Raw genomic sequence first — 25658 nt, forward strand, 5'->3', positions numbered from 1 at the left:
CCCCGCGCCCGAGGAGCGGCCGGCGCCGCGCAGCCGTTCTGCAGGGAGGCCGAGCCGTTCTGCAGGGCCGGACAGCCAAGACGGTACCTGCCTCGCGGAACGACGAGGAGCATTGCGGCGACGCTCCTGCAGAACAGCACGGGGACCCTGCAGAACGTCGTGCTGCGCGGCGATCGGCCCGCGCGGCTCAGCCGACGACGACCTCGTCGCCGACGCGGATCGTGCCGCCCGACCCCGAGGCGTCGGACACCGCGCCGCTCACCCCGGGTAGGAGGAGCATCCGCCCCAGCGTCGGCTCGTCCTGCCCGAAGGATCCGGTGAGCGTCTTCAGCACGCTCGCGTCGCGCTCGCCGGTGTCGGGGTTGGCATGCGTCGCCAAGCAGCGGACGATCGGCACGGCGGCCGCGAAACGCACTGCTCCGATCGTCACCTCGCCCTGCCAGGACAGCTCGTCCCAGGCGTCCACGCCGCCGATCACCACGTTCGAGCGGAAGCGCCGGTCCTCGACCTCGTGCTCGAGCGCCGCGCTGAGCGCGTCGATGCTGGCGGTGCTGTGCAGCGACACGTAACCGCGTCTGCTGTCCTGGAACCGGGAGGTCTCGCCGTCGCCGACGAGCACCAGCGGCAGCCGGCCCGGGCGCTGCAGGCGCTTGGCATCGGGGGAGTCGAGGACGAACGCGGTCAGGGCATCGGTCAGCGCCACCCGGCCCGCGTCATCCAGACCGGCCTCCACGAGCGTCTCGCCGTCGTGCTCGATGCGCACGCGCCGGGCTTCGTCGTCGTACTCCAGCCGCAGGGCGGCGAGTCCGGGGAACGTCTCCAGGGCCAGCCCCTTCGACTTCGGCCAGTAGTCCAGCCCGTCGCGCTCGTCGGGGGTCGCCGCGTCGGCGAAGCGGAAGGCGAGCACACGGTCGCCGGCGATCCGTCCGTCCGCCTGAACGGTGACGGAGGTCACCTTCTCGGGCGTGAAGCCCTTGACCGGGTGGCGGTAGAGCGCGACGACATGAGGCATGGATCCATCCTCGCAGGGCGGCGCGGTGGACCGGGACAGGCCGTTCAGGGCCGGTCGGAGTCGTTCGGGAGCCATGCGGCTCGCTCACCGACGACGAACCCCGCCGCGAGCGGACTCGGGCGGGGTTGCGGGTGACGGAGCTCAGGCCTTTTCGAGCTCGTCCTCGTCTTCGTCGGCGTACTGATCCGCCCACTTGTCGACGTACTGGTCTTCCGTCTCCGGGTGCCCCAGCTCGCGCTCCAGCGCGGAGTAGTTCACCGACGGACTGTACGACTTGAGTTCGCGGGCAATCTTGGTGTGCTTTGCCTTCTGACGGCCACGGCCCATGCGCGAGACCCCCTTACTGTAAGCAGCGGGCGGAACGGGGCTCGCTGTCTATTTCCGGCACCGGCTCGCGGCCGGTAAGAGTAGCATCCAGGATAGCACGAGGGCCACCTCACCTCGCCGTGACGGGGCTCGCCGCAGACCGGCCGGAAGGGAACGACGAGATGACCGACAGCGCCCCCACCCCCGACGATCGCGAACTGCAGAACGCGCAGCTGCAGAAGGCGGTGATCGTCGCCCTGCGCCCCGGCCAGCCGCGCCGGGTGCTCGCCGAGGCGATGCGGTTCGCCGGACTGCTGTCCGCGCCGCTCGTCGTCGTGCACGTCGACGTCACCCGGTTCGTGACCTTCGAGGATCCGGACGGCATGGTGCATTCGGCGCCGATCGACCTGAACATCGACACCGGCGCCGAGGAGTTCGCCGAGCTGCGCGCCGAGGTCGAGGACGCGCTCGCGGGGTCCGGTCTCACCTGGACCGCGCGCCAGCTGGTCGGCGACCCGGCGCTCGCGATCAAGCACCTGTCCGGCGAGCTCGACGCCCAGCTGATCGTGGTCGGCACCCGCAGCCGCGGCCTCGGCGAGTCGATCCGGGAGTTCTTCACCGGATCCGTCGCCGCGCGGCTCTCGCACCGTCAGTCCCGGCCGATCCTCGTCGTGCCGCTCGAAGAGCCGATCGCCGACGACAAGAAGGACCCCTGGGCGGAGTAGATCCGCCCCGCCCCTGTCCCCGCCCCGCGGCTGTGGCTGTGGCTGTGGCGTGGGGGCCTGTTGACCGCGAGACCGAACCTGCGTCACGAGACCGACGATGGTTTGCTCGGTCTCGTGACGCAGGTTCGGTCTCGCGGTCGGTGGGCGTCAGTCCCGAGGGCCTCAGCCCGGGGGGCGTCAGTCCCGGTGGGCGTCGGCCCGGTGGGCGTCAGTCCCGCGGGCGTGCCGGACCTGCGGCGGCGAGCGCCGCGGTGACCGCGTGCGCGGCCTCGTCGAGCGCGCGGTCGAGCTGCGTCACCACGGAGGTCGGCAGCAGGCCGCCCTTCGCGACGTGCGTGCGCAGGTCGGCCCGCACACGCGCACGGAACTCGTTGATCGAGGCGTCGGCGCGGCGCAGCTCCTCGCGGCTGGCGATCCGCTCGTCGGCGCGGGCGGAGGCCTCGCGGTACGACGAGGCGGCGGCACCGGAGCGCTCCTCGCGGGCCGCGGCGGCGAGGTCGGCGCGGAGGCTCTTCATGGCCTCCTGCACGCTCTGGCGCACCTCGTTCGCGATCAGGCGCACCGAGTCGTTGAGACCCGCCTCGATCCCCTGCAGATCGCCCTCGCGGGCGGTGAGCTCGGCTCGCCCCGCGTCGGTGATCGCGTAGATCGTGGTGCGGCCGTCGGCCGTCTTGGTGACGAGGCCCTCCTCCTCGAGCTTGGCGAGCCGCGGGTAGATCGTGCCGGCGCTGGGCGTGTAGGTGCCGCCCGTGCGGTCGGTGAGGGCCTGGATGATGCCGTAGCCGTGCTGCGGCGATTCGGCGAGCAGCGCCAGCAGGTACAGCCGCAGGTCGCCGTGCGAGAAGACCGCGGGGCTCACAGCAGGTCCTCCCCGTCGGCGGTGAACGACACCGGACCCTCGGCCGCGTCGCGGCGCAGCACCGTGATGTCGCCCGAGACGGTGTTCACCCGCACGTCGGCGAAGGTGCCGGACAGCTCGCCCCGGGATCCGGTGAAGTTCGAGGGTCCGGAGCCGCCGCGGGGCACGCCGTCGATCGTGATGCGGCCGCTCAGTGCGCGGGCCACGTAGTTCGCGGCGAGGTTCTCGTCCAGGCGCACGGTGGCGTCGCCGGAGACGCTGTTCAGCGACACGGTGTTGACCGGGCCGGTCGCATCGATGAGCATCGCGCCCGACACGCTGTCGATCGTGGCCTTGCGCACCTCGCCGGTCACCGCGACGCCGCCCGAGACCGTGTTGGCCACGGCGGTGCCGGTGAGGCCGTGCACCTGCACGTCTCCCGAGACGGTGTTCACGTTCAGGTCGCCGGTGTGCGTGTCGACGATGAGGTCGCCGGAGACGGTGTTCAGGCGGGCGTCCTCGGTGAGACCCGAGACGAGCGCGCCGGCGCTCACCACGCCGAGGTTGAGCGCGATGTCCCGCGGGACCGCGACGCTGATCTCGGCCTTGGGGCCGCCCGCGCCGAAGTTGCGGAACACCTCGAGGAAGTTGTCCCACCCGATCTGCGGGTGGTCGATCTCGATCTGGGTGCCGTCCGACTCGATCCGCAGATCCTTGATGGTGACGTTGTGCACCTCGATCCGGATGCCCGGCTCGTCGTGGGCGATGACGTCGACCTGTCCGCCGACGAGTCCGATCTTGAGCTTCGACGCGCGCTCGATGTCGATCACGCGCTCCTGCCCGGGGGCGATGAGCCACTTCTCGGTCATGTCTGTTCTCCTGTGGAAGAGGGATCCCGATCCAGCATCGAGATATATCGTGTTTCAGAGCATAACACGATATATCTCGAAATCGTCAAGAGCTTTCCCGGATCTCCCTCCGTCGGCTCCTGCCCGGGGCTGGTCCGGCTCCTGCCCGGTCTCGCCCGGCTCCCGCCCGGATCCCGGGCGGGAACCGTGCTGTTTCCCGCCGGGGTGGGGTGGGCGCGGGTCAGGCCGTCGGCGGGGTGTGCCAGATCCGCTCGATGTAGTCGCGGATGGAGCGGTCGGAGGAGAAGAACCCGCACCGGGCGACGTTGAGGATCGCGGAGCGCGTCCAGCCGTCGGGGTCGGCGTAGGCGGCGTCCACGCGCTCCTGCGCCGCCATGTACGAGGCGTAGTCGGCGAGCACCATGAACCGGTCGTCGTAGAGCAGGTTCGACACGATCGGCTCGAACACCGAGCGGTCGCCGCCGGAGAACGCGCCCGAGGCGATGAGGTCGATCGCCCGTCGGAGGCCCGCGTCGGCCTGGTAGAACTCCGCAGGGTGGTAGCCGTCGCGGCCGAGCTGCTCCGCCTCGGGCTCGGTCATCCCGAACAGGAAGAAGTTCTCGTCGCCGACCAGCTCGCGGATCTCGACGTTCGCCCCGTCGTCGGTGCCGATCGTGAGGGCTCCGTTCAGTGCGAACTTCATGTTGCCGGTGCCGGAGGCCTCCTTGCCGGCGAGCGAGATCTGCTCGCTGAGATCCGCGGCGGGGATGACGCTCTCGGCGAGGGTGACGTTGTAGTTCGGCGGGAACAGCACCTGGAGTCGCCCCTCCAGGCGGGGATCCGCGTTGACCACGGATCCGACCGCGTTGATGAGGTGGATGATCCGCTTGGCCATCGCGTAGCCCGGCGCGGCCTTTGCGCCGAACAGCACGGTGCGCGGCTGCAGGGCGTCGAGCGGGACGCGCCCCGAGACGACGCCCTCGTACTCGCTCACCACGTGCAGCACCTTGAGCAGCTGCCGCTTGTACTCGTGCAGGCGCTTGACCATCACGTCGACGAGGTGCCCGTCGCCGACCCGCATGCCGTCCCGCTCCTGCAGCACGTCGTTCAGCCGCGCCTTGTTCGCGGCCTTCACGGCGGCGAACGAGGCGCGGAAGCCGGCGTCCTCGGCGAGCGGCTCGAGTGCGCGCAGGCGCTCCAGGTCCGTGATCCAGCCATCTCCGATCGCCTCGGTGATGAGCCCCGACAGCCCGGGATTCGCGAGCCGCAGGAAACGGCGCGGGGTGACGCCGTTGGTGACGTTGGTGAACTTCTGCGGGAAGAACTCGGCGAAGGCGGGGAGCACCTTGTCGCGCAGCAGCTGCGAGTGCAGCTCGGCGACGCCGTTGACCTTCGCACCCGCGACGGTCGCGAGATAGGCCATCCGCACGGCGCGCACCGGGAACTCGGCGATGATCGACATGTCGCGGATCCGCATCTCGTCGTCGCCGAAGCGGGCGCGCACGGCGTCGAGGAACTCCTCGTTGATGCGGTAGACGATCTCCAGATGCCGCGGCAGCAGGCGGCCCAGCAGCTCCACCGGCCACACCTCGAGCGCCTCGGGCAGCAGGGTGTGGCAGGTGTACGCGAAGCACTGCTGCGCGACCGCCCACGCGGCGTCCCACTCCAGACCGCGCTCGTCGACCAGCACCCGCATCAGCTCGGGGACGGCGATCACCGGATGCGTGTCGTTGAGCTGGAAGATCACCCGCTCGGGCAGCCGCGCGAGGTCGAACCCCTCGGGCAGCCGCGCGAGGAAGTCCCGGATCGAGGCGGCCACGAAGAAGTACTGCTGCTGCAGACGCAGCTCCTTCCCCTGCGGGGTGGAGTCCTCGGGATAGAGCACCTTGGAGATGTTCTCCGCGAAGGTCTGCGCGCGCACCGCCTGCTCGTAGTCGCCCGAGTTGAAGATGCGCAGATCGAAGGCGTCGGTCGCCTTGGCGCGCCACAGCCGTAGGGTGTTCACACGGTCGTTCCCGAATCCCGGGACGAGGTAGTCGTAGGGCACGGCGCTGACGTTCCAGCCCGGGATCCACCGGCTCGCGCCCGCCGCATCGGTCTCGGTGCGTCCGCCGAACGAGACGGTCTGCGCGGCCTCGGGGCGCGGCTGCTCCCACGGAGCGCCGAGCGTGAGCCAGGCGTCCGGCTGCTCGACCTGCTGGCCGTCCTCGAAGGTCTGCCGGAAGATCCCGTACTCGTAGCGGATCCCGTAGCCGATGCTGGGCACGCCGAGCGTCGCGAGCGAGTCGATGAAGCAGGCGGCCAGGCGGCCCAGGCCGCCGTTGCCGAGCCCGGGCTCGATCTCGTGCCGGCGCAGCTCGTCGAGGTCGATGCCGCAGGCGGCCATCGCCCCCTCCGCCGCCTCCGTCAGACCGCCGGCGAGGAGGTCGTTGTCGAGCTGGTCGCCGAGCAGGTACTCCGCGGAGAGGTAGCAGACCGTCTTCGGCTGCTCCTCGGCCTGGCGGTGCTGGTCGTGCAGCCAGTGCACCATGAGGAAGTCGCGCACCGTCCGGGCGAGCGCGAGGTAGCGGTCGTTGACGCTGGCCTCGTCCAGCGTCACACCGCCGGAGAAGCTCAGGTTGCGCAGGAACTGCGCGCGGAAGCCCTCGACGGTCGCGGGCAGCTCGAGTGCGGGGACGGGCGCGGTGGCGGAGGTGGTCACGGGACGACCGTACCGCAGGGGCTCCGGCCGTCATCCGACCTCTTCTTGACATTGACGCAACGTCAACTTCTACGCTGATCAGAGGACGACGGAAGGAGGATCCCATGGCGCACCGGGACTGGTCGATCCAGGAGATCGCACGGCTGACCGGCACCACGAGCCGCACCCTGCGGCACTACGACGACATCGGCCTGCTGCCCCCGACGCGGATCGCGTCGAACGGCTACCGACACTACGACGAGGGCGCGCTCGTGCGCCTGCAGCGCATCCTGCTGCTGCGGGAGCTCGGGCTGGGCCTGCCCGCCATCGCCGGCGTCGTCGGCGCGGATCCGATCCCGTCGACGCGGCGGGAGGCCTCCGGCGCATCCCGGGGATCCCGGGGAGCCGAGGCCGAGGCCGCCGCGCTCGACACGCTCCTCGTGCAGCTGCGCACGGAGCAGGCCAGGCTGGCGCGGCAGATCGCGTCGGTCGAGCACACCATCACCACACTGAGAGAAGGAGAGGAACTCATGCCAGAGAACATGTTCGACGGCTTCGATCACACCCGGTACCAGGAAGAGGTCGAGTCCCGCTGGGGCAAGAAGACCTACGCCGACGGCGACCGCTGGTGGCGCGGGCTGAGCGCCGACGAGAAGGCGGCGTGGAAGCAGCGCGTCGCCGACCTCGGCGCCGACTGGATCGCGCTCGCCGAGGCGGGCGCCGACCCGGCATCGCCCGAGGCCCAGGACGTGGCGCGCCGTCACGTCGAATGGCTCACCGGCGTCCCCGGCACCCCTGCGTACGGCGCCGGGGGAGACCGCAAGGCGTACGTGATCGGCCTGGGCGAGATGTACGTGGCGGATCCGCGCTTCGGCGCGAACTACGCCACCGACGCCGACCGCGCCGGAACGGAGCAGGGCACGGCGGGCGCGGAGTTCGTCCGCGACGCCCTGCGCGTCTACGCCGAGGGAAACCTGTAGCCCCGCAGGAGGGGAGCGTCGCGGTGCGCACGTTCCCGCCGGCGAAAGAAGGAGACGTCGCCTCGATGCCCGTCGAGGCGACGTCTCCCCTCATCGGGGCGGATCCTGCTCCGCCGGGGCGGGATCCCTCCGGCCCGGATCCGCACGGCGCTTCGACGCCCGGGATAGGCTGGCACCACGATGGGCATCTCGCGGCGAACCCTGCTCGTCGGCGCCGGAGCCGGTGCCGTCGCAGTGGTCCTCGCGGCCTGCACCCCCGAACCGCAGCCCACGACGTCGCCCACGAGCGCTCCGCCCTCGCCGACGCCGAGCGTGCCGCCCGGCGCCGCCCCGGAGCCGACCGCCTGGATGCGCAGCACCTGGTCGACGGACGCGTACTCCCGCGGCGCGATGAGCTATCTGCCGGCCGGGGCGACGCCTCAGCTGCGCAAGGATCTCGCGGAGCCGGTCGGCGACCGGGTGCTCCTGGCCGGCGAGACGACGGACCCGGATCATCCCGGAACGGTTCCGGGGGCGATCGACGCGGGCCGGCGGGCCGCCGCACTGCTCATCGCCGCCTCGGCGAGCGGCGAGCGCGTCGCGGTGGTCGGAGCCGGTGCCGCCGGCGCCGCCGCCGCGCGCGCTCTCACGGACGCGGGGCGCGTGGTGACCGTGTTCGAGGCGCGCGAGCGCACGGGCGGGCGGATCCACTCGGTCGCCGACAGGAAGTGGCCGATCCCGGTGCAGCTGGGCGCGTGGCTCTCCGCGGGCGACGATGCGGGGAGCCTGGGCGGCGAACTGGCGGCGCAGGGCGTCCATCAGCTGACGTTCGACACCCCCACGGGCTGGTCGAAGGACGGTGCGGCGCCCGCGATCGACCCGGGGCCGCTGCGGCGCGCGATCGAGCAGGCGGCGAACGCGCCGGCCGACATGCCGGTCGACGCCGCGCTCAAGGCCGCCGGCGCCGATCCCGCCGATCCCGCCGATCCGGCGCTCGCCGCGGCACTCGCCTGGCTGCAGGCGACCACGGGCGTCGACGCGGAGAAGGCATCGAGCTGGTTCCCGCCGGCCTTCGCCCCCGACGCGCTCAAGGGCGCCGACGGTGACGTCGGCGTGCTCGTGAACACGCCTCTGGACGGCATCAAGGTCACGCTCGCGTCGCCGGTGACGCGCATCGCCTACGACGACTCGGGGGTGAGCCTGCGCCTGGGCACCGGGGAGTCGCTGTCGTTCGATCGGGTGATCGTGACGGTGCCCCTCGGCGTGCTGCAGCACCGGGCGATCGAGTTCGCCCCGCCGCTGCCGTTCGCGCACCGGGGTGCGATCGCAGCGCTCGCCTCGGGATACGTGGAGACGGTGTGGGTGCAGTTCGACGAGGCGTTCTGGAACGTCGACGCCGACCTGTGGCACGTGGTGGGCGGCGACGCCCCCCTGCGCACCTGGTTGAACCTCCAGCCGGTGACCGGCAGGCCCGTGCTCGTGGGTCTCGTCGGCGGGCCCGAGGCCGAGGCCTTCGCGAAGCTCGGGGACGGCGAAGCGGAGGCCGTGGTCCGCGAGTCCCTGCGGGTCTTCATGGCGGCGACGCCGACGCCCTGATCTCAGGCCGGATCCGACCGTTCGACATGTGTCCGGTCAGGTCTCGCCAGATCCGTCCGCGCCATGGTGGGCAGCCGGCTCAGCGCGACGAGACCGCACGCGACCGCAGCGAAGATCGCCAGCGCGATCACGCAGGTGACGATCATCTCCGGCAGTCCTGACACCTGCCGCGGGTCGAGGAAGTAGTACGGATACCAGCCGACCAGGCCGCCCCGCCAGATCGTGAACACTCCCCAGACGACGGGGTAGAGCAGCACATACGGCACGATCCGCCACGAGGCGGCCCGTCGTCCGGGGCCGAAGACCCAGGCGACGACGGTCCAGGCCGGCAGCACGAAGTGCAGCACGACGTCCGACCACGGGACCCAGATCGGGATGCCGTGCAGGCCCGCCTGCCAGACGATGAGCGCGAACGCGATGCCCGCCGTGATGGTCCAGCTGAGAACGACCGCGCGGGCGGTGGTGAGCCAGGCGGGATCCTCGGTCGTGCGCAGCGCGACGATCCCCGCGATCAGGGCGAGCACGGCGAACACGATGTTCGACTCGATCGTGAGATAGGCGAGGAAGTTCTGGCCGGCGATGGTCTGCGAGCCCAGGCCCCAGAGCAGGCGGTCCACGAGGGCGAGTCCGCACATGGCCGCGGTCAGCAGACGCGACCAGCCGAAGGCCGTCCTCACAGTCACGCGTGCATCGTCCTCCTCGGCCGCATCGGGGGAGCGGATCCGTCGGGAAGGGCCGCCGCCACGCGGCCGAGTCTACGGAATCGACGTGGGAGCGGGGCCATCGTGCGCCGCTCGAAGGGCGCGCCGAGGCGCGAGGTCTAGGCTGGCGGGCGTGAACTCGCCCGTCCCGCTCCGCCTCGCGCTCGTCGCCGCAGGGGGCGTGATCGGCACCGCCGCGCGCCTGGGGCTCGGGCTCGCCCTGCCCGCTCCGAGCGGCCACGGGCTGGCCGCGGTGCCGTGGGCCACGCTCATCGCCAACGTGGTCGGCGCCTTCCTCATCGGCGTGCTCGCCGCGCGGCTGCCCTCCTCCAGCGCCGTGCGCGTCTTCCTCGGAACCGGCGTGCTGGGCGGATTCACCACCTACAGCGCCTTCGCCGTGGGCAGCGTCACCCTGTGGCACGCGCAGCCCGCGCTGGCGGCGGCCTACGCCGTCGGCAGCGTCGTGCTCGGCGTCGCCGCGGCGGCGCTGGGGCTCGACCTCGCCCGTCCCCGTTCCACGCACACGCAGGCGCACGGATGAGTCCCCTCGTCTTCCTGTTCGCCGCGCTCGCCGGGGGCCTGGGTGCGGCGCTCCGCTATCTCGTCGACCTCGGGGTCGCGCGGCTCGCCGGCACCCGGTATCCGTGGGGCGTGCTCGTGATCAACCTCACCGGCTCCTTCGCGCTCGGCGTGATCACCGGCGGGTTCCCGGGCGCCGCGTTCATCGTGGGCGCGGGTCTGCTCGGCGGGTACACCACCTTCAGCACGGCGATGCTGGACACGGTCGCGCTCTGGCGGGACGGATCCTCCCGGGCGGCCGCCTTCAACGCCGCCGGCATGCTTCTGCTGGGGATCCTCGCCGCCGTCGGCGGGCTCGCCCTCGGCGCGGCGCTCGCGGGCTGACCGCGGGAGAGCGACGGCAGCGATCGTCGCGAAGAGGGGACGGCGGCGCCGGCGCTCAGCCCCGGGAGCGGAGGTCGTGCGGATCGACGCCGATGTCCTCGGCCCACAGCTCGGGACGCTCGCTCATCATCCGGTCCATGAGTGCGATGCAGTCGGCGTCATCGGCGACCACGAGCTCCTTCCCGTGCGAGCGCAGCCACGCCTCGGACTCCTGGAAGCTGCGGTTCTCGCCGATCACGATGCGCGGGATCTCGTAGAGCATCGCCGTGCCGGCGCACATGTAGCAGGGGGAGAGGGTCGTGTAGAGCACGCTCTCCCGGTAGACCCGGGCGGGCAGCCGGCCGGCGTTCTCCAGGCAGTCGGTCTCGCCGTGCCGGATCACGCTGCCCAGCTGCACGCGACGGTTGCGGCCCAGGGCCAGCACCTCGCCGTCGTGCACGAGCACCGCGCCGATCGGGATGCCGCCCTCGTCCCACCCGATCCGGGCCTGATCGACGGCGAGGTCCAGGAAGCGACGGTCCTGCGCGTTCAGCTGCATGCCGTCATCGTAGTCACGCGGGCCGGACGGGCGGATCCGCCGTCCCGCGCCGGTTCAGTCGCGCACCCGCACCGAAAGGCAGGTCACGCAGCCCTCGAGCTTCTCGAACTCGCTGATCGGCGTCTCGATCACGGTGAGCCCGCGGTCGCGGAACAGCTGTGCGCTCTGCGGGGCGTCCGACGACATCAGCACGGTGTCCTCGTCGAGGACGACGACGGCCGTGCCGTGCTCCTCGGGCACGGCGAGGAACTGCGGGTAGATCGACGGGTCGTCGACGAGAGGCGGGTAGCCGATCACGGTCCCGTCGGGGAGCGCCGTGACCCCGCTCTTCAGGTGCAGCACCTTGGTGACCTCGACGGGGACGACCGTCCAGCCGCGGGGCGCGAGCAGCGCGTCCATCTGGCGGATGCCCTCGGGGTTCGTGCGCAGGGTCTGCCCGACGTAGACGGTGCGGCCGACCTTGAGCACGTCGCCACCGTCGAGCGTGCCCGGTGCCTCGATCGCGGCGAAGCCGATCCCGGCCTTCTCGAGGGCCGCGCGGGTCGTGTCGATCTCGCCGCGCCGCGAGTCCGCGCCGGGGCGGGTGAGCAGGGCGAGGTCGCCGAACATGACCACGGTGTCCTCGACGAACACCCCGTCGGCGTGCGCGTCGTCGGGCTCGATGTCGATCACGTCCCAGCCGAGGGAGCGGTACACGTCGACGTACGCCTCCCACTGACGCTGCGCGAGGGCCGGATCCACCGGGACGCGCTCGAGATGGGTGAGCTCGCCCTCGGCGAGGCGGGGCGACGGGCGGCGGACGAGAAGGCGCGACATCGTCCCAGCGTAGACGCCGGGGGCGGGTGCCCGCCTTCGATACACGAACGCATCTAGACTCGTCACGTATCCGGGCCCGCCCGTGCCGCCGCGTGCGCGCCGGAGGTCCGCGTGCACCGATCGAGAGGTCTGACGTGTCCACACTCGCCGTCCTGAGCCTGCGCAACCGCGCCCTCATCGCCCTCATCACGATCGTGGCCGCCGTGTTCGGCGGGCTCGCCCTGACGAACCTCAAGCAGGAGCTGATCCCGTCGATCGAGTTCCCGCAGCTCGCGATCGTCGCCAGCTACCCCGGCGCCTCGCCCGAGGTCGTCGAGCACGACGTGTCGACCCCGATCGAGACGGCGATCCAGGGCGTGCCGGGCCTGGACACCTCGACGGCGACGAGCACGACGAACTCCTCCGTGATCCAGGCGTCCTTCACCTACGGGACGAACCTGGCGACGGCCGAGCAGAAGATCAACCAGGCGATCGGCCGGATCAAGTCCCAGCTGCCCGACGGGGTGGATCCGCAGGTCATCACGGCGTCGATCGACGACTTCCCCGTGATCCAGGTCGCGGTCACCGGCTTCTCCGACGCGGAGGCGGCGCAGCAGCGCCTCACCAGCACGATCATCCCGAAGATCGAGCGGCTCAAGGGCGTGAACGCGGCCTCGCTCGTCGGCGGCCAGGGCAAGCGCCTCACGATCACGCCCGACACCACCGCGCTGCTCGCGGCGGGGCTCTCCTCGAGCGCGATCAAGGACGCGCTGCAGCAGAACGGCACGCTGTTCCCGGGCGGATCCATCACCGAGGACGACAACACGCTCACGGTGCAGACCGGCGAGAAGCTCACCAGCGTCGAGCAGGTGCAGGCGATCCCGCTGATCGGCGCGACGACGCCCGGCACCACGGTCGGGTCCGTCGCGAAGGTCGAGATCGACGGGGATCCGGTCACCTCGCTCTCCCGGGTCGACGGCAAGACCGCTCTGACGATCGCGGTGACCAAGCTCCCGTCGGCGAACACGGTCGACGTGTCCAAGGCCGTCACCGCGCTCATCCCGCAGCTCAAGAAGGACCTGCCCGGCGCGACGTTCACGACCGTTTTCGATCAGGCGCCGTTCATCCAGCAGTCGATCGAGTCGCTCGCGCAGGAGGGCCTGCTGGGCCTCCTCTTCGCGGTGGTCATCATCCTCGTCTTCCTGCTCTCGGTGCGCTCGACCCTGGTCACCGCGATCTCGATCCCGACCAGCGTGCTCATCACGTTCATCGGCATCCAGGCCTTCGGGTACTCGCTCAACATCCTCACGCTCGGCGCGCTCACGATCGCGATCGGCCGCGTCGTCGACGACTCGATCGTCGTGATCGAGAACATCAAGCGGCACTACGTGCAGGGCGCGGACAAGAAGACCGCGATCCTCAGCGCCGTCCGCGAGGTCGCGATGGCCGTCACCGCCTCGACGATCACCACGGTCGCGGTGTTCCTGCCGATCGCCTTCGTCGGCGACATGACGGGCGAGCTGTTCCGTCCGTTCGCGCTCACCGTGACGATCGCGATGGCGGCGTCGCTGCTCGTCGCGCTCACGATCGTGCCGGTGCTCGCCTACTGGTTCCTGCGTCCCGGCAAGCCGCTGCTCGGCCCCGACGGGCACGCGATCGACCCCGAGCACGAGGACGCCCCGCCGACCCGTCTGCAGCGCGCCTATCTCCCGATCCTGCGCTGGACCCTGCGGCACTCCTGGACCACGCTCGCGCTCGCCGTCGTGGTGCTCATCGGTACGATGGCCGCGGCTCCGCTCATGAAGGTGAACTTCCTCGGATCCAGCGGGCAGAACACCTTCACGATGACGCAGTCCCTCGGCCAGGCGCCGAGCCTCGACGCCGAGGACAAGGCCGCGCAGAAGGTCGAGGAGGCGATCAAGGACATCCACGGCATCAAGACCGTGCAGGTCTCGATCGGCTCGAGCGGATCCGCTCTGCGGGACGCGTTCTCCGGCGGCGGATCCGGCATCACCTACTCGATCACGACGGATCCTTCGGCGAACCAGGAGACGGTGCAGGCCGACGTCCGCGCCGCCGTCAAGAAGCTCGACGGCGTGGGGGACATCACGATCGCCGCCTCGGAGGGCTTCGGATCCAGCGACATCCAGGTGAAGATCACGGCGCCGGACGACAAGACGCTCGCGACGGCGACCGACGCCCTGGTGAAGGAGCTCAAGGGCTCGTCCGGCGTGAACCAGGTCACGAGCAACCTCTCGGCCTCGCTCCCGTTCATCTCTGTGGAGGTCGACCGCGCGGCCGCCGCGCAGCACGGTCTCAGCGAGGTCGCGGTCGGCGGCATCGTCTCGCAGGCGATGCGTCCGCAGCAGATCGGGTCCGTGGAGATCGACGGCTCCTCGCTCACCGTGTACCTGCAGAGCGCGAACCCGCCGAGCACGGTCGACGAGCTCAAGGCGCTGACGATCCCGAGCCGCACCGGCCTGATCCGGCTCGACCAGATCGCGACCGTGCAGCAGAGCGAGAGCCCGGCCTCGGTCACGACCCAGCGCGGGCAGCGCACCGCGACCGTCTCGGTGTCGCCTGCGGGCAACGATCTCGCGAGCGCCTCGGCCTCGGTGTCGAAGGGGATCGCGAACGCGAAGCTCCCGTCGGGGGCCGACGCGTCGCTCGGCGGCGTGGTGACGCAGCAGCAGGACGCGTTCGGTCAGCTCGGGCTCGCGATGCTCGCGGCGATCCTCATCGTCTACATCGTGATGGTCGCGACGTTCAAGTCGCTGCGTCAGCCGATCCTGCTGCTGAGCTCGGTGCCGTTCGCGGCGACGGGCGCGATCCTGCTGCAGATCGCCACCGGCGTGCCCCTGGGCGTGGCGTCCCTCATCGGCGTTCTCATGCTCATCGGCATCGTGGTGACGAACGCGATCGTGCTCGTCGACCTGGTGAACCAGTACCGCGAGAAGGGCATGAACGCGCACGACGCCACCATCGCGGGCGGATCCCGGCGTCTGCGGCCGATCCTGATGACGGCGCTCGCGACGATCTTCGCGCTGACCCCGATGGCCCTCGGCATCACGGGCCATGGCGGCTTCATCTCGCAGCCGCTCGCGATCGTCGTGATCGGCGGCCTCGTGTCGTCGACCGTGCTGACCCTGCTCGTGCTGCCGACGCTCTACAACCTCGTCGAGGGCGCGAAGGAGCGGCGGGCCGCCCGGCGTGCGGCGAAGCGCGGAGAGGGTCCGGATGCGGCGGGCGGCTCGGGCGCCGGCGGGACGCCCGAGGCACCGGGTGGTCCTGCGGCCGCTGCGGCCGGTGTGGCAGCGCTTCCGGGGGCGGATCCGGTGGGTTCGGCGGCTGCGGAGTCCGGCGCCGTCGACGCGGCGGCCGCGGCTCCGTCGGGAGCGCAGCCTGATCCGGAATCCTCGGATCGCGGGCCATCGGATCGCGGGCCTGCGGATCTCGGGCTCTCGGATCGCGGGCCTGCGGATCTCGGGCTCTCGGATCGCGGGCCTGCGGATCTCGGGCCCTCGGATGTCGGGCCCGCGGATCCGAGACCCGCGAATCCGGAGTCCGCGGATCCGGGACCCGCCGGGTCGGGAACCTTCGGGGCCGAGTCTGTCGTGACGGCTTCCGAACCGTCGACGTCCACGAGCAAGCTCGCGGCGATCGCCGCTGCATATGTGGATGGCACGGACGCGCCGGCGCACCACCCGACCCGCCGTGAGCTGCGTGAGAGCGGTCAGCCGGACGGTTCATCGGGTCAATGACGGGTCATTGACGGGTATTGACCGAAGGCATCGCTGGCGGCTGAGGCGACACGCGGCGCCCTGGGGGAGACGGCCTGCGCGGGGCGTCAGGCCACCCGGCGGAACCGTTGCGGCGGCGGGTCGATGCCCCGGAAGAGATACCGCAGGGCCGGCCGCTGCGGCAGCGGGATCTGCTCGCCGTCGCGGTGATGCAGCACGAACCCCTGTCTCCCGTTCCGGGTGATCCGCCATCGTCCGTGGTGCAGGTTCATGTGATGGAACCGGCAGAGCAGGATCCCCCGGTCGACATCGGTGTTCCCGAGGTCTCGGTGCCATTCGTCGATGTGGTGCGCTTCGCAATACGATGCGGGTCTGTCGCAGCCGGACCAGCGGCAGCCGCCGTCCCGGATGGCGAGTCCGATCCGCTGCCGTGACGTGAACAGGCGCGATTCGCGCCCGACGTCGAGCGGGTTTCCGCACGAATCCACCGTCACCGTGACCGCCCCCGCTTCGCACCGTTGCCGCTCGGCGACTCCGGAGGGCAGCGCGGTCAGACCGTCCTCGGTCATGACGACCGCACCGGCGGTGCCGTCGACGTCCACGGTCTGCACGAGTCGGAGTCCGGGCTGCCTGGCGCCGAGCACCGCCTTCGCGTCGGCGAGGACCCCAGCACGGACCAGATCCAGGAACAGGTCGTACACGAGCTGGTCGTTACGACGAGGATCGGCGGTCAGTTCAGCGGCTGCGGCTTTCTCCTCGGGATCGACGAAGCGGGGCCCGCCGCGGCGCGGGCGCATGGCGGCCGCGACGATCGCGTCGAAGAACGCGCCGCCTTCGTCGTCGAAAGAGATCGACGCCCGCCTCGCGCCGTCCTGATCCGTCCAGGTCCGCAGTGCTCGCCGCTCGTACCTGGCCAGGAATCGCGCCTCGGCACCTTCGGGATCCAGGATGTCGCGGATCGCGCGAGCGGCGCCCGCCAGCTGCTCCGGCGAATCGTGTCCCGCAGCGGCGATGAGCTGCTCCGCCGCCGTCGCCCATGCCTGGCATGCGGCGTCGTCCCCGGCGCCTTCGCCTCGGCCGGCGTCGGAGGGATCTTCGCCTCGGTCGTCGTCCCCGGCACCTTCGCCTCGGCCGACGTCGACAGGGCCTCCCCGCGCGTCCGCAGGCGCACCTCCGTGGGCCGCGCGCGGTGCGGTCGGCTCGCCGAGCCCGCGTCGGATCGCATCGTGCTGCGCCGTCGTGATCGCACCCGACAGCACAGCCAGGCCCAGAGCGGCATGCCACGGCATGCCGCGCCCCGGCGGCGTACCCGCACAGACGGAAGCACCCTCCTCGGCTCCCCGCCCGCCGACCGCCGCGTCGGCGACGGTCGCGCCACCTGGATCCGTCCCGCCGCCCGGATCCGTCCCGCGCCCCGTCTCGTCGGCGCCGAGCCGGACCGCGTCCGCCTGCGCGATCTCGCGCAGCGCCTCGCCCACCCTCACCTGCCGGGCCGCCTCCGCCTGGGAAGACCCGGTCAGGTCCTGCACGAGCGCGATGGCGTTGCGATGACCGCGCGACTGCGCGAGCCCGCCGTGCCCGGCATCCCGGGGTGAACGCGCCGCAAGCGTTCCGGCTCCGACCGCGCGGAGCCGTTCGCTGAACCGCGCGAGCGCATCCGCGGCCGTGATCGCCCGCACGCAGTGGTCATCGTCGAGACGGTCCATCGCCGACACGAGATCCGCCGGCTCGAGCGCGTCACCGAGCAGCCCGCGCAGCAGAGCCAGCTGCGTGTCCGCCTCGGTGAAAAGTCCCATGCCTGATTCTCTCGGCCGTCACCATCGTTGCGAGAGGCGTTCGAGGATCTGTGCACAACTTCCCGATGCCGTGGCCTGTGCAGGCCGGGGTCAGCCGAGTTCGTGCTCGTGCACGGTCGTGGTGAGCGTCGTGCCGTTGAGGTCGAGGTAGAGCACCTGCTCGGTGACGGTCATGGTCACCGTGTTGCGGCGTTCCAGCAGCGGTACCGCCGAGTCGATGAACCCCGGGTCGAAGCTGTAGACCCGGATCTCGTCCGCCCGGTGGATCCGCTTGCCCTCCCACGGCGCCATGACCTTGGCCGGGTCGCGGTGGGTGTAGACGACGGTGCGCTCGGCCAGCCGGGATCCGTAGTGCAGACGCTCGGCGTCGGGTGCGCCGACCTCGATCCAGCCGGTGGTGCGCCCGGTCAGGTCGCGCACCACCACCGCGGGCTCCTCCGTGCTGGAGAGCCCCTCGCTGAACGTGATCCCCTCGGTGAACTCCAGGCCGTAGGCGAGCAGCCGGGTCAGCATGTACGCGTCGGTCTCGGAGGGGTGCCGCGCGACGCGCAGCGAGTAGTCCTCGTACACGCCGCGATCGGTGTCCGCCAGCTGCACGTCGAAGGTGTGGATCGTCGCCCCGATAGCCATAGGGGTCAACTTTACGGGGTGAGGAGGCCTCGTCCCGTGCGGTCGCATCGGCGGAGAAGACCGCCTCCGCCGATGTCAGCGGTGGTCGCCGCGGCCGCTCAGCTGGGCGAGGAGGTGGTCGAGGATCGGATCCAGCACCGCGAGGCCGTCGCGCACCCCGCCACGCGACCCGGGCAGGTTCATCACGACGGTGCGCCCGGCGACCCCGGCCACCCCGCGGGTGAGCAGGGCCATCGGGGTCGCGGCGAGGCCGCGGCGGCGCAGCTCCTCCATGAGCCCCGGGATCTCCCGGTCGAGCAGGGCGGCGGTCGCCTCGGGGGTGCGGTCGTCGGGGGAGAGCCCGGTGCCTCCCGTCGTGAGCAGCAGGTCCGGAGCGCCGGCGAGCGCGGTGGCGAGGGCTTCCGCGATGCCGGCGTCGGCGACGACGACCGGGTCGCCGACCGCGAACCCGCGCTCGGCCAGCCACGCGCGGATGACGGGCCCGGTCTCGTCGGCATAGACGCCCGCCGAGGCGCGGGTCGACGCCACGAGCACGGTCGCGGATCGGGCGGACGCGGGCGCTTCGGTCATTCCGCGGTCCAGTCGCCGCTCTTGCCGCCGGACTTCGCGAGCACGCGGATGTCGCCGATCACGGCGTGCTTGTCGACGGCCTTGATCATGTCGTAGAGGGTGAGCGCGGCCACGCTCGCGGCCGTGAGCGCCTCCATCTCGACCCCGGTGACGCCCTTCGTGACGGCGGTGGCGATGATGCGCACGCGGTCCCCTTCCGGCACGAAGTCGATCTCGACCCGGCTCAGCGGCAGCGGGTGGCAGAGCGGGATGAGGGCCGACGTCTGCTTGGCGCCCATGATCCCGGCGACGCGCGCGGTGCCGAGCGCCTCGCCCTTGGGGAGCGACCCGTCGGCGATCCGGGCGACCACCGCGGCGGTCGTCTGCAGCACGGCCTGCGCGCGCGCCTCGCGGCGGGTCACGGCCTTGTCGGTCACATCCACCATGTGCGCGGATCCATCGGCCCGCAGGTGCGTCAGCTCGCTCATCACGTCTCCATACTCGGGCACGCCCGTGCTCATGCGGATGCTCAGCCGCCGGCGAAGGGCGGCAGGATGTCGACGGTCTCGCCGAGGGTCCGGGAGTCGTCGCGGCTCACGGTGCCGTCGACGAGGAAGGATCCGGACTTCAGCACCTTCGCCATCGGCGCTCCGTAACGCGCGAGCAGCTCGGTGCGCAGGGCGCCCACCGTCGACGCGGCATCCGGGTCGTCGAGGGTCAGTCTTTCCTGATCGCGTCCGGCGGCCTCGGCTGCTGCGGCGAAGTACCGCACGGTGATGGTGGCCATGTCCTCAATCTAACCCGTATCGCGGAAAACTGGATCCGCATCATGGAAAGTAGACCGTCCCGCGAGGAGTTCCCCGCGTACACTCGATCCTATGATCGCGCTCGTCGAGCCGGGGCCGGAACTGCCGCCCGAACACATCGTCCGGTACAGCCGCCAGCTCATGCTGCCCGGCTTCGGCGAGACGGCGCAGCGGCGCCTCCGTGCGGCCCGGGTGCTGGTGATCGGGGCGGGCGGCCTCGGCAGCGCGCTCGTCCCCGCGCTCGCCGGAAGCGGCGTCGGCACGATCGGAGTGATCGACGACGACGTCGTGGAGCTGTCCAATCTGCACCGCCAGCTCAGCCACGGCATGGACGACATCGGCCGCTCCAAGGTCGGGTCCCTCGCCGACACCGTGCGCGACATCGATCCCGGGATCCTGGTGCGCCCGTACCGCGAACGCGCGACCGCCGAGACGCTGCCAGGGATCCTCGCCGAGTACGATCTCCTCGTCGACGGCAGCGACAACTTCCCGACCCGCTACCTCGCGGACGACGCCGCGCGCCTCGCGGGCAAGCCCCTGGTGTGGGGATCCATCCTGCGCTTCCAGGGTCAGGTCGGCGTCGCCGTGCCCGAGGTCGGCTTCCGCGATCTCTTCCCCGTGCCGCCGGCTGCGGACGAGGTGCTGTCCTGCGAGCTCGGCGGCGTGCTCGCGAGCCTGTGCACCGCGATCGGATCCTTCATGGCGACCGAGGTCGTGAAGCTCGTCACGGGCGTCGGCGAGCCCCTCGTCGGCCGCGTGATGTTCTACGACGCGCTCACCGCGCGCACCCGGGAGATCGGGTTCCAGCGGGCCGAGGACGCGCCGGCGGTGAGCGAGCTCGTCGACTACGAGCTGTTCTGCGGCACCGGGCCCGCCGAGGACTCCGCGGCGCTGTCGGCCGCGGAGGTGCTGCGACTGCGGCGCGAGGGAGGGGTGCGGCTGCTCGACGTGCGGGAGCCGCACGAGACGCTCGTGCAGGGGATCCCCGACGCCGGCGTGCTGCCGCTCGGAGAGCTCGAGGAAGGCGCCGCGGTCCCCGCGTTCCTCGCCTCGGGCGACGGCCCGCTCGTCGTGTTCTGCGAGAAGGATCCGCGCTCGCGGCGGGCGGTGCGGGTGCTGCGCGAGCGCGGCGTCGAGGCGCACTACCTCGCGGGCGGGATCAGGGCGTTCGCCGCCGTCGGAGGCGAGACCGAGGGCGCCGGTGCAGCACCGGCGCCGAACGATCGGAAGGATTCGGAGTGACCGAACGCGCGATCATCAGCGATCAGCCGCTGAACGAGGAGGCCATCCGCGCGGCGGTGGGCGATGCGGCGCACGGAGCGACGGTGATGTTCTGCGGCGTCGTCCGCGACCACGACGGCGGGCAGGCGGTGCGCTCGCTCGACTATCGGGCGCACCCCGACGCAGAGCGGTTCCTCGCGGAGATCGTCGACCGCGTGGGGGCGGAGACGGGGCTGCTCGTCGCGGCCGCCCATCGAGTCGGCGACCTGCGGATCGGCGACGTCGCGCTGTTCGCCGCCGCGTCCGCGGGCCACCGCAAGGAGGCGTTCGAGGCGTGCGAGCGCCTGGTCGAGGAGATCAAGCGAGGCGTGCCCATCTGGAAGCGCCAGCACTACGCGGACGGCGTCTCGGAGTGGGTCGGGCTCTGAGCCGCCGGTAGTTCTGCCCGCCCCGTAGCGCTGCTCGTCTAGTCGCTCCCGTCGCAAAAACTGTCGCGTTGAGCCCTGGATAGCGACGTCTTTCGCGACAGGAGCGTGAGGATCCGTCGGCGATGCCGAGGGGCGCGGATGTTCAGCGGGGGCGTGGACGCGGATCCGAGGGCCGTGCGAGAGTGGCAACCGTGAAGTTCCTGGCCGGTGTCGCGTGGCTGGCCATTCTGGTCATCCGGGGGATCGCGCTCTGGGCGCTGATCCCGCTCGCGGGGCTCGCCTGGCTGGTCGTGCATGCGTGGACGAACGACGCATCGCCGACGCAGGTCATCGCCTGGTGCGACGCGAACTTCATCGTGGCGCTGGCGAGAGGTCCGTTCCGGTGGCTCATTCCGGCCCAGGACAGGCCACGCTTCGTCGGCCTCACGGAGTTTCGCCGCCTCGAGCCGTCATCGCGTCGGTGTGAACGACCTCAGGACCGATGATCTCTGCTGAAGCTCGGCCTTGCGTCGACGCCCCCTAGGGTGGCCGACGCCCCCTCGGGGGACGTATCTCAGCGGAGGCGTGGATCGCAGGAGGGGGCGTCGACGCAGAGAGGGCGTTTCGGGCCGCGCCGCGCGGGCCGCGCGGCGCGGGGCGGTCAGCCGCCGATGTAGCTCATCTCGATGCGGTGCCGGTCGGCGCGCAGCTCGGGGGTCAGGCTCGAGCGGATCTCCGAGTACCGGTCGTCGCGCACGCCCCAGATGCGGGCGAGCGTCGCGGTGAGCTCGGCGTCGTCGGCGCCCCCGCGCAGCAGCGCGCGCAGGTCGTGGCCCTCGGTCGCGAACAGGCACGTGAACAGGCGCCCTTCCGTGGAGAGCCGGGCGCGGTTGCACGTGCCGCAGAACGCGTTCGTCACCGAGGAGATCACGCCGATCTCGCCGGATCCGTCGACGTAGCGCCAGCGCTTCGCGGTCTCGCCCGGGGCGGCGGGGGAGACGGGCTCGAGCGGGAAGCGCGCATCGATCGCCTGGACGATCTCGGCTGAGGGGACGACCTCGTCCAGACTCCAGCCGTTCGTCGCGCCGACGTCCATGTACTCGATGAAGCGCAGCACGTGCCCCGTGCCGCGGAAGTGCTCCGCGAGGCTCAGGATCTCGCCGTCGTTGAGCCCGCGCTTCACCACGGTGTTGAGCTTCACGGGCATGCCCGCCGCCTGCGCCGCATCGATGCCCTGCAGCACGCGCGCGACGGGGAACTCCACGTCGTTCATCCGCCGGAACAGCCCGTCGTCGAGGGAGTCGATCGAGACGGTGACCCGGTCGACGCCGGCTTCCCTGAGCGCCTCCGCTTTCACGGCCAGGGCGGATCCGTTGGTGGTCAGGGCGATCTCAGGCTTGGCCCCGTCGAGCGTGCGCAGGGCCGCGAGCCGGGCGACGAGGTCTTCGATCCCCCGGCGCAGCAGCGGCTCGCCGCCGGTGAGGCGCAGTTTGCGCACGCCGTTGGCCAGCGCGGCACGGGCGATCCGCTCGATCTCCTCGAAGCTGAGCAGTTCATGCCGTTCGAGGAATGCATAGTCGCGGCCGAACACCTCCCGCGGCATGCAATAGACGCAGCGGAAGTTGCAGCGGTCGGTCAGGGAGATCCGGAGGTCGCGCAGCGGCCGATCCCGGGCGTCGAGGACGCCGGACGACGGCAGCTGCGTGGGGGACATCGGTCGCCCTCCTTCCGAGGGGCAACCGTAGCACCGGCGCGACGGTATGGGATCCGTTCGGCGTCAGCGACCGGCGGAGGCGGCGGAGCGGAGCGAGACGTCGGCCTCGTCGATGCGGAACGCGAGACGCTGACCCTGTCGCAGACCGAGCGCGACCGCGTGCGTCGACGGGCAGTCCACGGCGATGCCGGGCTGCTCGACGGTGTGCAGGCGGATCCCGCCGGGGATCGGATCCCGTTGCGCGACGCGTCCGGCCCACCGGTTCGGGCCGGAGACGACCGTCTCCAGGGACTCGGCATCCGCGCGCACGGATCCCGGTGCGAACACGGCGCTGGCGGGCTCTCCCGCCCCGAGGGCGTCGCCGTGGCCGCGCAGCACGAGCCCTCCCGACGTCCGCACCGCGCCGTCGCCGGTGCCGACCGCCTCGACGCGGTTCACGCCGGCGAGTGCGGCGACGAACTCCGAGCGCGGGTGGCCGAGCACTTCGGCCGTCGGACCCGACTGCACGATCGCGCCGTCGTGCATGACGATCGTGCGCGCGGCGAGGATGAGCGCGTCCATCGGGTCGTGCGTGACGAGCACGATCGGGATCGCGCGTCGTCCCGAGCCCCGCTCCGCGTCCGCGGCCCCGTCGTACCGACCGTCGACCGTGCCCTGCTGCGCGGCGATGAGGCGCCGCGCCTGTGCGGCCGACGGGGCGTCGAGGGCGGCGAACGGCTCGTCCAGCAGCAGGGCGTCGGGCTCGGCGGCGAGGGCCCGGGCGATCGCCGCCCGCTGCTGCTGCCCGCCGGAGAGCTCCGCGGGTCTGCGGCCTGCGAGGCCGCCGAGCCCCACCTCCTCGAGGCGCTGCTCGGCGCGGCGACGGGCCTCGACGCGCCCGACCCCCTGCGCCCGAGGGCCGAACGCCACGTTCTCCCGCACCGACAGGTGGGGGAACAGCAGGGGGCGCTGCCCGAGCAGCGCGATCCTCCGGCGTGCGGGCGGCACATGCACCGCGCGCGTCCGCGGCGAGCCCGCCGGGGCGTCCAGCACGCGTCCGGCGACCTCCACCGAGCCGTGCAGGGGCAGGATCCCGGCGATCGCGTTCAGCAGCGTCGACTTCCCGGATCCGTTGGGGCCGATCACGGCGAGGATCTCACCCGGGAGGGCCTCGAACGCCGCGGAGAGGGCGAACCCGCCGCGTCGGGCCTGCACGTCGACCCTCATCGCACGGCCCCCGGTCGCCAGCCGCGCACCAGCACCAGGGCGGCGACGGCGACGAGGATGAGCATGAGCGAGAGTGCGATCGCGGTGTCCTCCTCGACGCCGGCGCCGTTGAACGCCGTGTAGATCGCGAGCGGCATCGTGCGGGTGACGCCGGCCGCGTTGCCCGCGAACAGCGCCGTCGCGCCGAACTCCCCCAGCGCCCGGGCGAAGCACAGCACGGTGCCGGCCACGAGTCCGGGCGCCGCGAGCGGCAGGGTCACCCGGCGGAACACGGTGAACCGGCCGGCGCCGAGGCCTGCGGCGACGCGCTCGTGCTCGGTGCCGATCGCGCGCAGCGCCCCCTCGATCGAGATCACGAGGAACGGCAGCGCCACGAAAGCCTGCGCGATCACGACCGCGGCCGTCGTGAAGGGGATCCGGATGGCCGCGACGGCGAGGACGCCGCCGAGCAGGCCGTTGCGTCCGAGCAGCGCGAGCAGGGCGATGCCGCCGACGAGGGGCGGCAGCACGAGGGGGAGGGTGGTCAGGGTGCGCAGCACCGCGGCGAGCCACGCGGGGCTGCGCGCCATCGCGACGGCGAGCGGCACGCCGAGGACCGCACAGATCACCGTCGCGACGGTGGCGGTCGCGAGCGACAGCCCGAGCGCCTGCAGCGCCGCGGGGGAGGTCATCGCCGCGGGCACGGTGGCCCAGTCCAGGCGCGTCAGCAGGGCGACGAACGGCAGCACCAGCAGCAGCACGGCGACCACGGCGGGCACGAGGAGCCAGGCCGGGAGGTGCTCGCCGCGCGCACGCGGGGAGGGGATCCCGCCGGGGGCGGTCGCCGTCGTCGTCGACGAGGCGGCCGCGTCGGACGGGATCCTCCCCCGCGCGCTCATTCCCCGCCGAATCCGAGGTCGGCGAGGATCTTCTGGCCCTTGTCCGAGAGCACGAACCTCTGGAACGCCGCGGCCGCCTCCGGGTTCTTCGAGCCCTTCAGCACCGTGATCGGGTACTTGTTGATCGCCTTGTCGGCACCGGCGATCGCGATGCCGTCCACGGCGGAGCCGGCGGCCTTGACGTCGGTCGTGTAGACGAGCCCGGCGTCGGCCTCCCCGGCCTTGACCTTCGCGAGGACGGCGGTGACGTTCTGCTCCTCGCTGACCGGGGTCGCGGTGACGCCGGCCGCGTCGAGCAGGGTCTTGGCCGCGTTCCCGCAGGGCACGGCGGGGGCGCACAGCACGAGCTTGATCCCCGGGTCCGCGAGGGACGAGAGATCCTTCACCTTCAGCGGGTTGCCCGGGGCGACCGCGATCTGCAGCACGTTCGTGGTGAACACGGGGGCGTCTCCGGCGAGCGACGCCTGCGTCACCTTGTCCATGTTCTTCTGGTCTGCGGAGGCGAACACGTCGACCGGCGCTCCCTCGATGATCTGGGTAGCGAGGGTGGACGACCCGTCGTAGGTGATCGGGTTCACGTGCACCTTGGGGTTCGCGGCCTCGAACTCGGTGGTGATCTGGTCGAACGCCTTGTTGAGCGAGGCCGCGGCGAACACGGTCAGCTCACCGCTCACGGCCGGTGCCGCGGTGGTCGCGGTCGGCGTGGGGGTCGACGCGGGGGCGGAGCCCGTCGAGCAGGCGGTGAGGGCCAGTGCCGCGGCGAGCACGGTGGCGGCGATCGCGGGGAGGCGGAGTCGGGTCGGGTTCATT

26 protein-coding genes are annotated in these 25658 nt (G+C 71.8%); 9 read left to right on the plus strand and 17 right to left on the minus strand.

The window, feature by feature from the left end:
- Positions 1-187: 187 nt before the first annotated feature.
- Both WFJ01_RS12815 and WFJ01_RS12820 read right to left on the minus strand, forming a co-directional pair.
- Positions 188-1012: an MOSC domain-containing protein gene (locus tag WFJ01_RS12815; RefSeq protein WP_336629240.1), complete on the minus strand. Its 825-nt coding sequence runs from the start codon at positions 1010-1012 to the stop codon at positions 188-190.
- 141 nt (positions 1013-1153) lie between these two features.
- On the minus strand, positions 1154-1339 hold the full coding sequence (locus tag WFJ01_RS12820) for a DUF3073 domain-containing protein (protein ID WP_251447535.1): 186 nt from the start codon (positions 1337-1339) through the stop codon (positions 1154-1156).
- A 161-nt stretch (positions 1340-1500) separates the two neighbouring features.
- On the opposite strand from WFJ01_RS12820, the gene WFJ01_RS12825 reads away from it, so the two are divergent.
- A complete protein-coding gene (locus WFJ01_RS12825; protein ID WP_251447532.1) occupies positions 1501-2043 on the plus strand; it encodes a universal stress protein in 543 nt (180 codons plus the stop codon).
- A 208-nt stretch (positions 2044-2251) separates the two neighbouring features.
- Here the strand turns inward: WFJ01_RS12825 and WFJ01_RS12830 are convergent, their stop codons facing one another.
- The 3 genes from WFJ01_RS12830 to WFJ01_RS12840 all read right to left on the minus strand — a co-directional run bounded on the left by WFJ01_RS12830 (position 2252) and on the right by WFJ01_RS12840 (position 6430).
- Positions 2252-2902 carry a PadR family transcriptional regulator gene (locus WFJ01_RS12830; RefSeq protein WP_336629241.1) on the minus strand — a complete coding sequence of 217 codons (651 nt, stop codon included), beginning with the start codon at positions 2900-2902 and terminating at the stop codon, positions 2252-2254.
- Positions 2899-3750, minus strand: coding sequence for a DUF4097 family beta strand repeat-containing protein (locus tag WFJ01_RS12835; RefSeq protein ID WP_251447526.1), 852 nt, complete (start codon positions 3748-3750; stop codon positions 2899-2901). Before WFJ01_RS12835 ends, WFJ01_RS12830 begins: the two co-directional genes overlap by 4 nt.
- A gap of 220 nt (positions 3751-3970) precedes the next feature.
- The gene (locus tag WFJ01_RS12840) at positions 3971-6430 is read right to left on the minus strand and encodes a glycogen/starch/alpha-glucan phosphorylase (protein ID WP_336629242.1); all 2460 of its coding nucleotides are present in this window, start codon (positions 6428-6430) and stop codon (positions 3971-3973) included.
- Positions 6431-6534: 104 nt separating this feature from the next.
- Between WFJ01_RS12840 and WFJ01_RS12845 the strand changes: the two genes are divergently transcribed.
- Positions 6535-7389, plus strand: coding sequence for a MerR family transcriptional regulator (locus WFJ01_RS12845; protein WP_336629243.1), 855 nt, complete (start codon positions 6535-6537; stop codon positions 7387-7389).
- 180 nt (positions 7390-7569) lie between these two features.
- Entirely contained in the window at positions 7570-8964 is a 1395-nt protein-coding gene (locus WFJ01_RS12850) for a flavin monoamine oxidase family protein (RefSeq protein WP_336629244.1), read from the plus strand.
- A gap of 2 nt (positions 8965-8966) precedes the next feature.
- Here the strand turns inward: WFJ01_RS12850 and WFJ01_RS12855 are convergent, their stop codons facing one another.
- Positions 8967-9647: a Pr6Pr family membrane protein gene (locus WFJ01_RS12855; protein WP_292887832.1), complete on the minus strand. Its 681-nt coding sequence runs from the start codon at positions 9645-9647 to the stop codon at positions 8967-8969.
- Positions 9648-9798: 151 nt separating this feature from the next.
- On the opposite strand from WFJ01_RS12855, the gene WFJ01_RS12860 reads away from it, so the two are divergent.
- Both WFJ01_RS12860 and WFJ01_RS12865 read left to right on the plus strand, forming a co-directional pair.
- Positions 9799-10206: a fluoride efflux transporter FluC gene (locus WFJ01_RS12860; protein ID WP_292887829.1), complete on the plus strand. Its 408-nt coding sequence runs from the start codon at positions 9799-9801 to the stop codon at positions 10204-10206.
- Entirely contained in the window at positions 10203-10568 is a 366-nt protein-coding gene (locus WFJ01_RS12865; protein WP_251447510.1) for a fluoride efflux transporter FluC, read from the plus strand. Before WFJ01_RS12860 ends, WFJ01_RS12865 begins: the two co-directional genes overlap by 4 nt.
- 55 nt (positions 10569-10623) lie before the next feature.
- Here WFJ01_RS12865 and WFJ01_RS12870 read toward each other — a convergent pair whose 3' ends face one another.
- Both WFJ01_RS12870 and ddaH read right to left on the minus strand, forming a co-directional pair.
- Positions 10624-11106, minus strand: a complete 483-nt coding sequence (locus tag WFJ01_RS12870; RefSeq protein WP_336629245.1) for a nucleoside deaminase — start codon at positions 11104-11106, stop codon at positions 10624-10626.
- 54 nt (positions 11107-11160) lie between these two features.
- Positions 11161-11922, minus strand: coding sequence for a dimethylargininase (gene ddaH, locus WFJ01_RS12875; protein WP_251447506.1), 762 nt, complete (start codon positions 11920-11922; stop codon positions 11161-11163).
- Between the two features lie 134 nt (positions 11923-12056).
- Here ddaH and WFJ01_RS12880 point away from each other — a divergent pair, with 134 nt between their 5' ends.
- A complete protein-coding gene (locus WFJ01_RS12880) occupies positions 12057-15662 on the plus strand; it encodes an efflux RND transporter permease subunit (protein ID WP_336629246.1) in 3606 nt (1201 codons plus the stop codon).
- 86 nt (positions 15663-15748) lie between these two features.
- Here the strand turns inward: WFJ01_RS12880 and WFJ01_RS12885 are convergent, their stop codons facing one another.
- The 5 genes from WFJ01_RS12885 to WFJ01_RS12905 form a co-directional block, all read right to left on the minus strand.
- A complete protein-coding gene (locus WFJ01_RS12885) occupies positions 15749-17437 on the minus strand; it encodes an HNH endonuclease signature motif containing protein (RefSeq protein WP_336629247.1) in 1689 nt (562 codons plus the stop codon).
- A gap of 90 nt (positions 17438-17527) precedes the next feature.
- Complete coding sequence (locus WFJ01_RS12890) at positions 17528-18067, minus strand: YaeQ family protein (RefSeq protein ID WP_251447500.1); 540 nt, start codon at positions 18065-18067, stop codon at positions 17528-17530.
- Positions 18068-18142: 75 nt separating this feature from the next.
- The gene (locus WFJ01_RS12895) at positions 18143-18637 is read right to left on the minus strand and encodes a MogA/MoaB family molybdenum cofactor biosynthesis protein (RefSeq protein WP_251447497.1); all 495 of its coding nucleotides are present in this window, start codon (positions 18635-18637) and stop codon (positions 18143-18145) included.
- The gene (gene moaC / locus WFJ01_RS12900) at positions 18634-19137 is read right to left on the minus strand and encodes a cyclic pyranopterin monophosphate synthase MoaC (RefSeq protein ID WP_336629248.1); all 504 of its coding nucleotides are present in this window, start codon (positions 19135-19137) and stop codon (positions 18634-18636) included. The genes WFJ01_RS12895 and moaC overlap by 4 nt, the downstream gene beginning before the upstream one ends.
- 8 nt (positions 19138-19145) lie before the next feature.
- Positions 19146-19403 carry a MoaD/ThiS family protein gene (locus tag WFJ01_RS12905; RefSeq protein ID WP_336629249.1) on the minus strand — a complete coding sequence of 86 codons (258 nt, stop codon included), beginning with the start codon at positions 19401-19403 and terminating at the stop codon, positions 19146-19148.
- 91 nt (positions 19404-19494) lie between these two features.
- Here WFJ01_RS12905 and WFJ01_RS12910 point away from each other — a divergent pair, with 91 nt between their 5' ends.
- The 3 genes from WFJ01_RS12910 (at position 19495) to WFJ01_RS12920 (ending at position 21556) form a co-directional block, all read left to right on the plus strand.
- Positions 19495-20664 (plus strand): ThiF family adenylyltransferase, encoded by a 1170-nt coding sequence (locus WFJ01_RS12910; RefSeq protein WP_336629250.1) that lies wholly within the window; start codon positions 19495-19497, stop codon positions 20662-20664.
- On the plus strand, positions 20661-21071 hold the full coding sequence (locus WFJ01_RS12915; RefSeq protein WP_336629251.1) for a molybdenum cofactor biosynthesis protein MoaE: 411 nt from the start codon (positions 20661-20663) through the stop codon (positions 21069-21071). The genes WFJ01_RS12910 and WFJ01_RS12915 overlap by 4 nt, the downstream gene beginning before the upstream one ends.
- A 191-nt stretch (positions 21072-21262) precedes the next feature.
- Positions 21263-21556 (plus strand): hypothetical protein, encoded by a 294-nt coding sequence (locus tag WFJ01_RS12920; protein ID WP_336629252.1) that lies wholly within the window; start codon positions 21263-21265, stop codon positions 21554-21556.
- Between the two features lie 155 nt (positions 21557-21711).
- Here the strand turns inward: WFJ01_RS12920 and moaA are convergent, their stop codons facing one another.
- From moaA to modA, 4 genes are all read right to left on the minus strand, one after another.
- A complete protein-coding gene (gene moaA / locus WFJ01_RS12925; protein ID WP_336629253.1) occupies positions 21712-22764 on the minus strand; it encodes a GTP 3',8-cyclase MoaA in 1053 nt (350 codons plus the stop codon).
- Between the two features lie 63 nt (positions 22765-22827).
- A complete protein-coding gene (locus tag WFJ01_RS12930; protein ID WP_336629254.1) occupies positions 22828-23958 on the minus strand; it encodes a sulfate/molybdate ABC transporter ATP-binding protein in 1131 nt (376 codons plus the stop codon).
- A gap of 8 nt (positions 23959-23966) precedes the next feature.
- A complete protein-coding gene (locus tag WFJ01_RS12935; RefSeq protein ID WP_336629255.1) occupies positions 23967-24848 on the minus strand; it encodes an ABC transporter permease in 882 nt (293 codons plus the stop codon).
- Complete coding sequence (modA, locus tag WFJ01_RS12940) at positions 24845-25657, minus strand: molybdate ABC transporter substrate-binding protein (protein ID WP_292887792.1); 813 nt, start codon at positions 25655-25657, stop codon at positions 24845-24847. The genes WFJ01_RS12935 and modA overlap by 4 nt, the downstream gene beginning before the upstream one ends.
- Between the last annotated feature and the right edge of the window lies 1 nt (position 25658).

Source organism: Microbacterium sp. MMO-35, from assembly GCF_037147555.1.
GTDB lineage: Bacteria > Actinomycetota > Actinomycetes > Actinomycetales > Microbacteriaceae > Microbacterium.

Excerpts from the sequence above, each read along its gene's own strand:
- modA (WP_292887792.1), bottom strand. The coding sequence starts at position 25,657 with ATGAACCCGACCCGACTCCGCCTCCCCGCGATCGCCGCCACCGTGCTC.
- ddaH (WP_251447506.1), bottom strand. The coding sequence starts at position 11,922 with ATGTCGCGCCTTCTCGTCCGCCGCCCGTCGCCCCGCCTCGCCGAGGGC.
- WFJ01_RS12910 (WP_336629250.1), top strand. The coding sequence starts at position 19,495 with ATGATCGCGCTCGTCGAGCCGGGGCCGGAACTGCCGCCCGAACACATC.
- WFJ01_RS12890 (WP_251447500.1), bottom strand. The coding sequence starts at position 18,067 with ATGGCTATCGGGGCGACGATCCACACCTTCGACGTGCAGCTGGCGGAC.
- WFJ01_RS12905 (WP_336629249.1), bottom strand. The coding sequence starts at position 19,403 with ATGGCCACCATCACCGTGCGGTACTTCGCCGCAGCAGCCGAGGCCGCC.
- WFJ01_RS12825 (WP_251447532.1), top strand. The coding sequence starts at position 1,501 with ATGACCGACAGCGCCCCCACCCCCGACGATCGCGAACTGCAGAACGCG.
- WFJ01_RS12835 (WP_251447526.1), bottom strand. The coding sequence starts at position 3,750 with ATGACCGAGAAGTGGCTCATCGCCCCCGGGCAGGAGCGCGTGATCGAC.
- WFJ01_RS12935 (WP_336629255.1), bottom strand. The coding sequence starts at position 24,848 with ATGAGCGCGCGGGGGAGGATCCCGTCCGACGCGGCCGCCTCGTCGACG.
- WFJ01_RS12815 (WP_336629240.1), bottom strand. The coding sequence starts at position 1,012 with ATGCCTCATGTCGTCGCGCTCTACCGCCACCCGGTCAAGGGCTTCACG.
- WFJ01_RS12870 (WP_336629245.1), bottom strand. The coding sequence starts at position 11,106 with ATGCAGCTGAACGCGCAGGACCGTCGCTTCCTGGACCTCGCCGTCGAT.
- moaC (WP_336629248.1), bottom strand. The coding sequence starts at position 19,137 with ATGAGCACGGGCGTGCCCGAGTATGGAGACGTGATGAGCGAGCTGACG.
- WFJ01_RS12865 (WP_251447510.1), top strand. The coding sequence starts at position 10,203 with ATGAGTCCCCTCGTCTTCCTGTTCGCCGCGCTCGCCGGGGGCCTGGGT.
- WFJ01_RS12885 (WP_336629247.1), bottom strand. The coding sequence starts at position 17,437 with ATGGGACTTTTCACCGAGGCGGACACGCAGCTGGCTCTGCTGCGCGGG.
- WFJ01_RS12850 (WP_336629244.1), top strand. The coding sequence starts at position 7,570 with ATGGGCATCTCGCGGCGAACCCTGCTCGTCGGCGCCGGAGCCGGTGCC.
- moaA (WP_336629253.1), bottom strand. The coding sequence starts at position 22,764 with ATGTCCCCCACGCAGCTGCCGTCGTCCGGCGTCCTCGACGCCCGGGAT.
- WFJ01_RS12895 (WP_251447497.1), bottom strand. The coding sequence starts at position 18,637 with ATGACCGAAGCGCCCGCGTCCGCCCGATCCGCGACCGTGCTCGTGGCG.
- WFJ01_RS12820 (WP_251447535.1), bottom strand. The coding sequence starts at position 1,339 with ATGGGCCGTGGCCGTCAGAAGGCAAAGCACACCAAGATTGCCCGCGAA.
- WFJ01_RS12845 (WP_336629243.1), top strand. The coding sequence starts at position 6,535 with ATGGCGCACCGGGACTGGTCGATCCAGGAGATCGCACGGCTGACCGGC.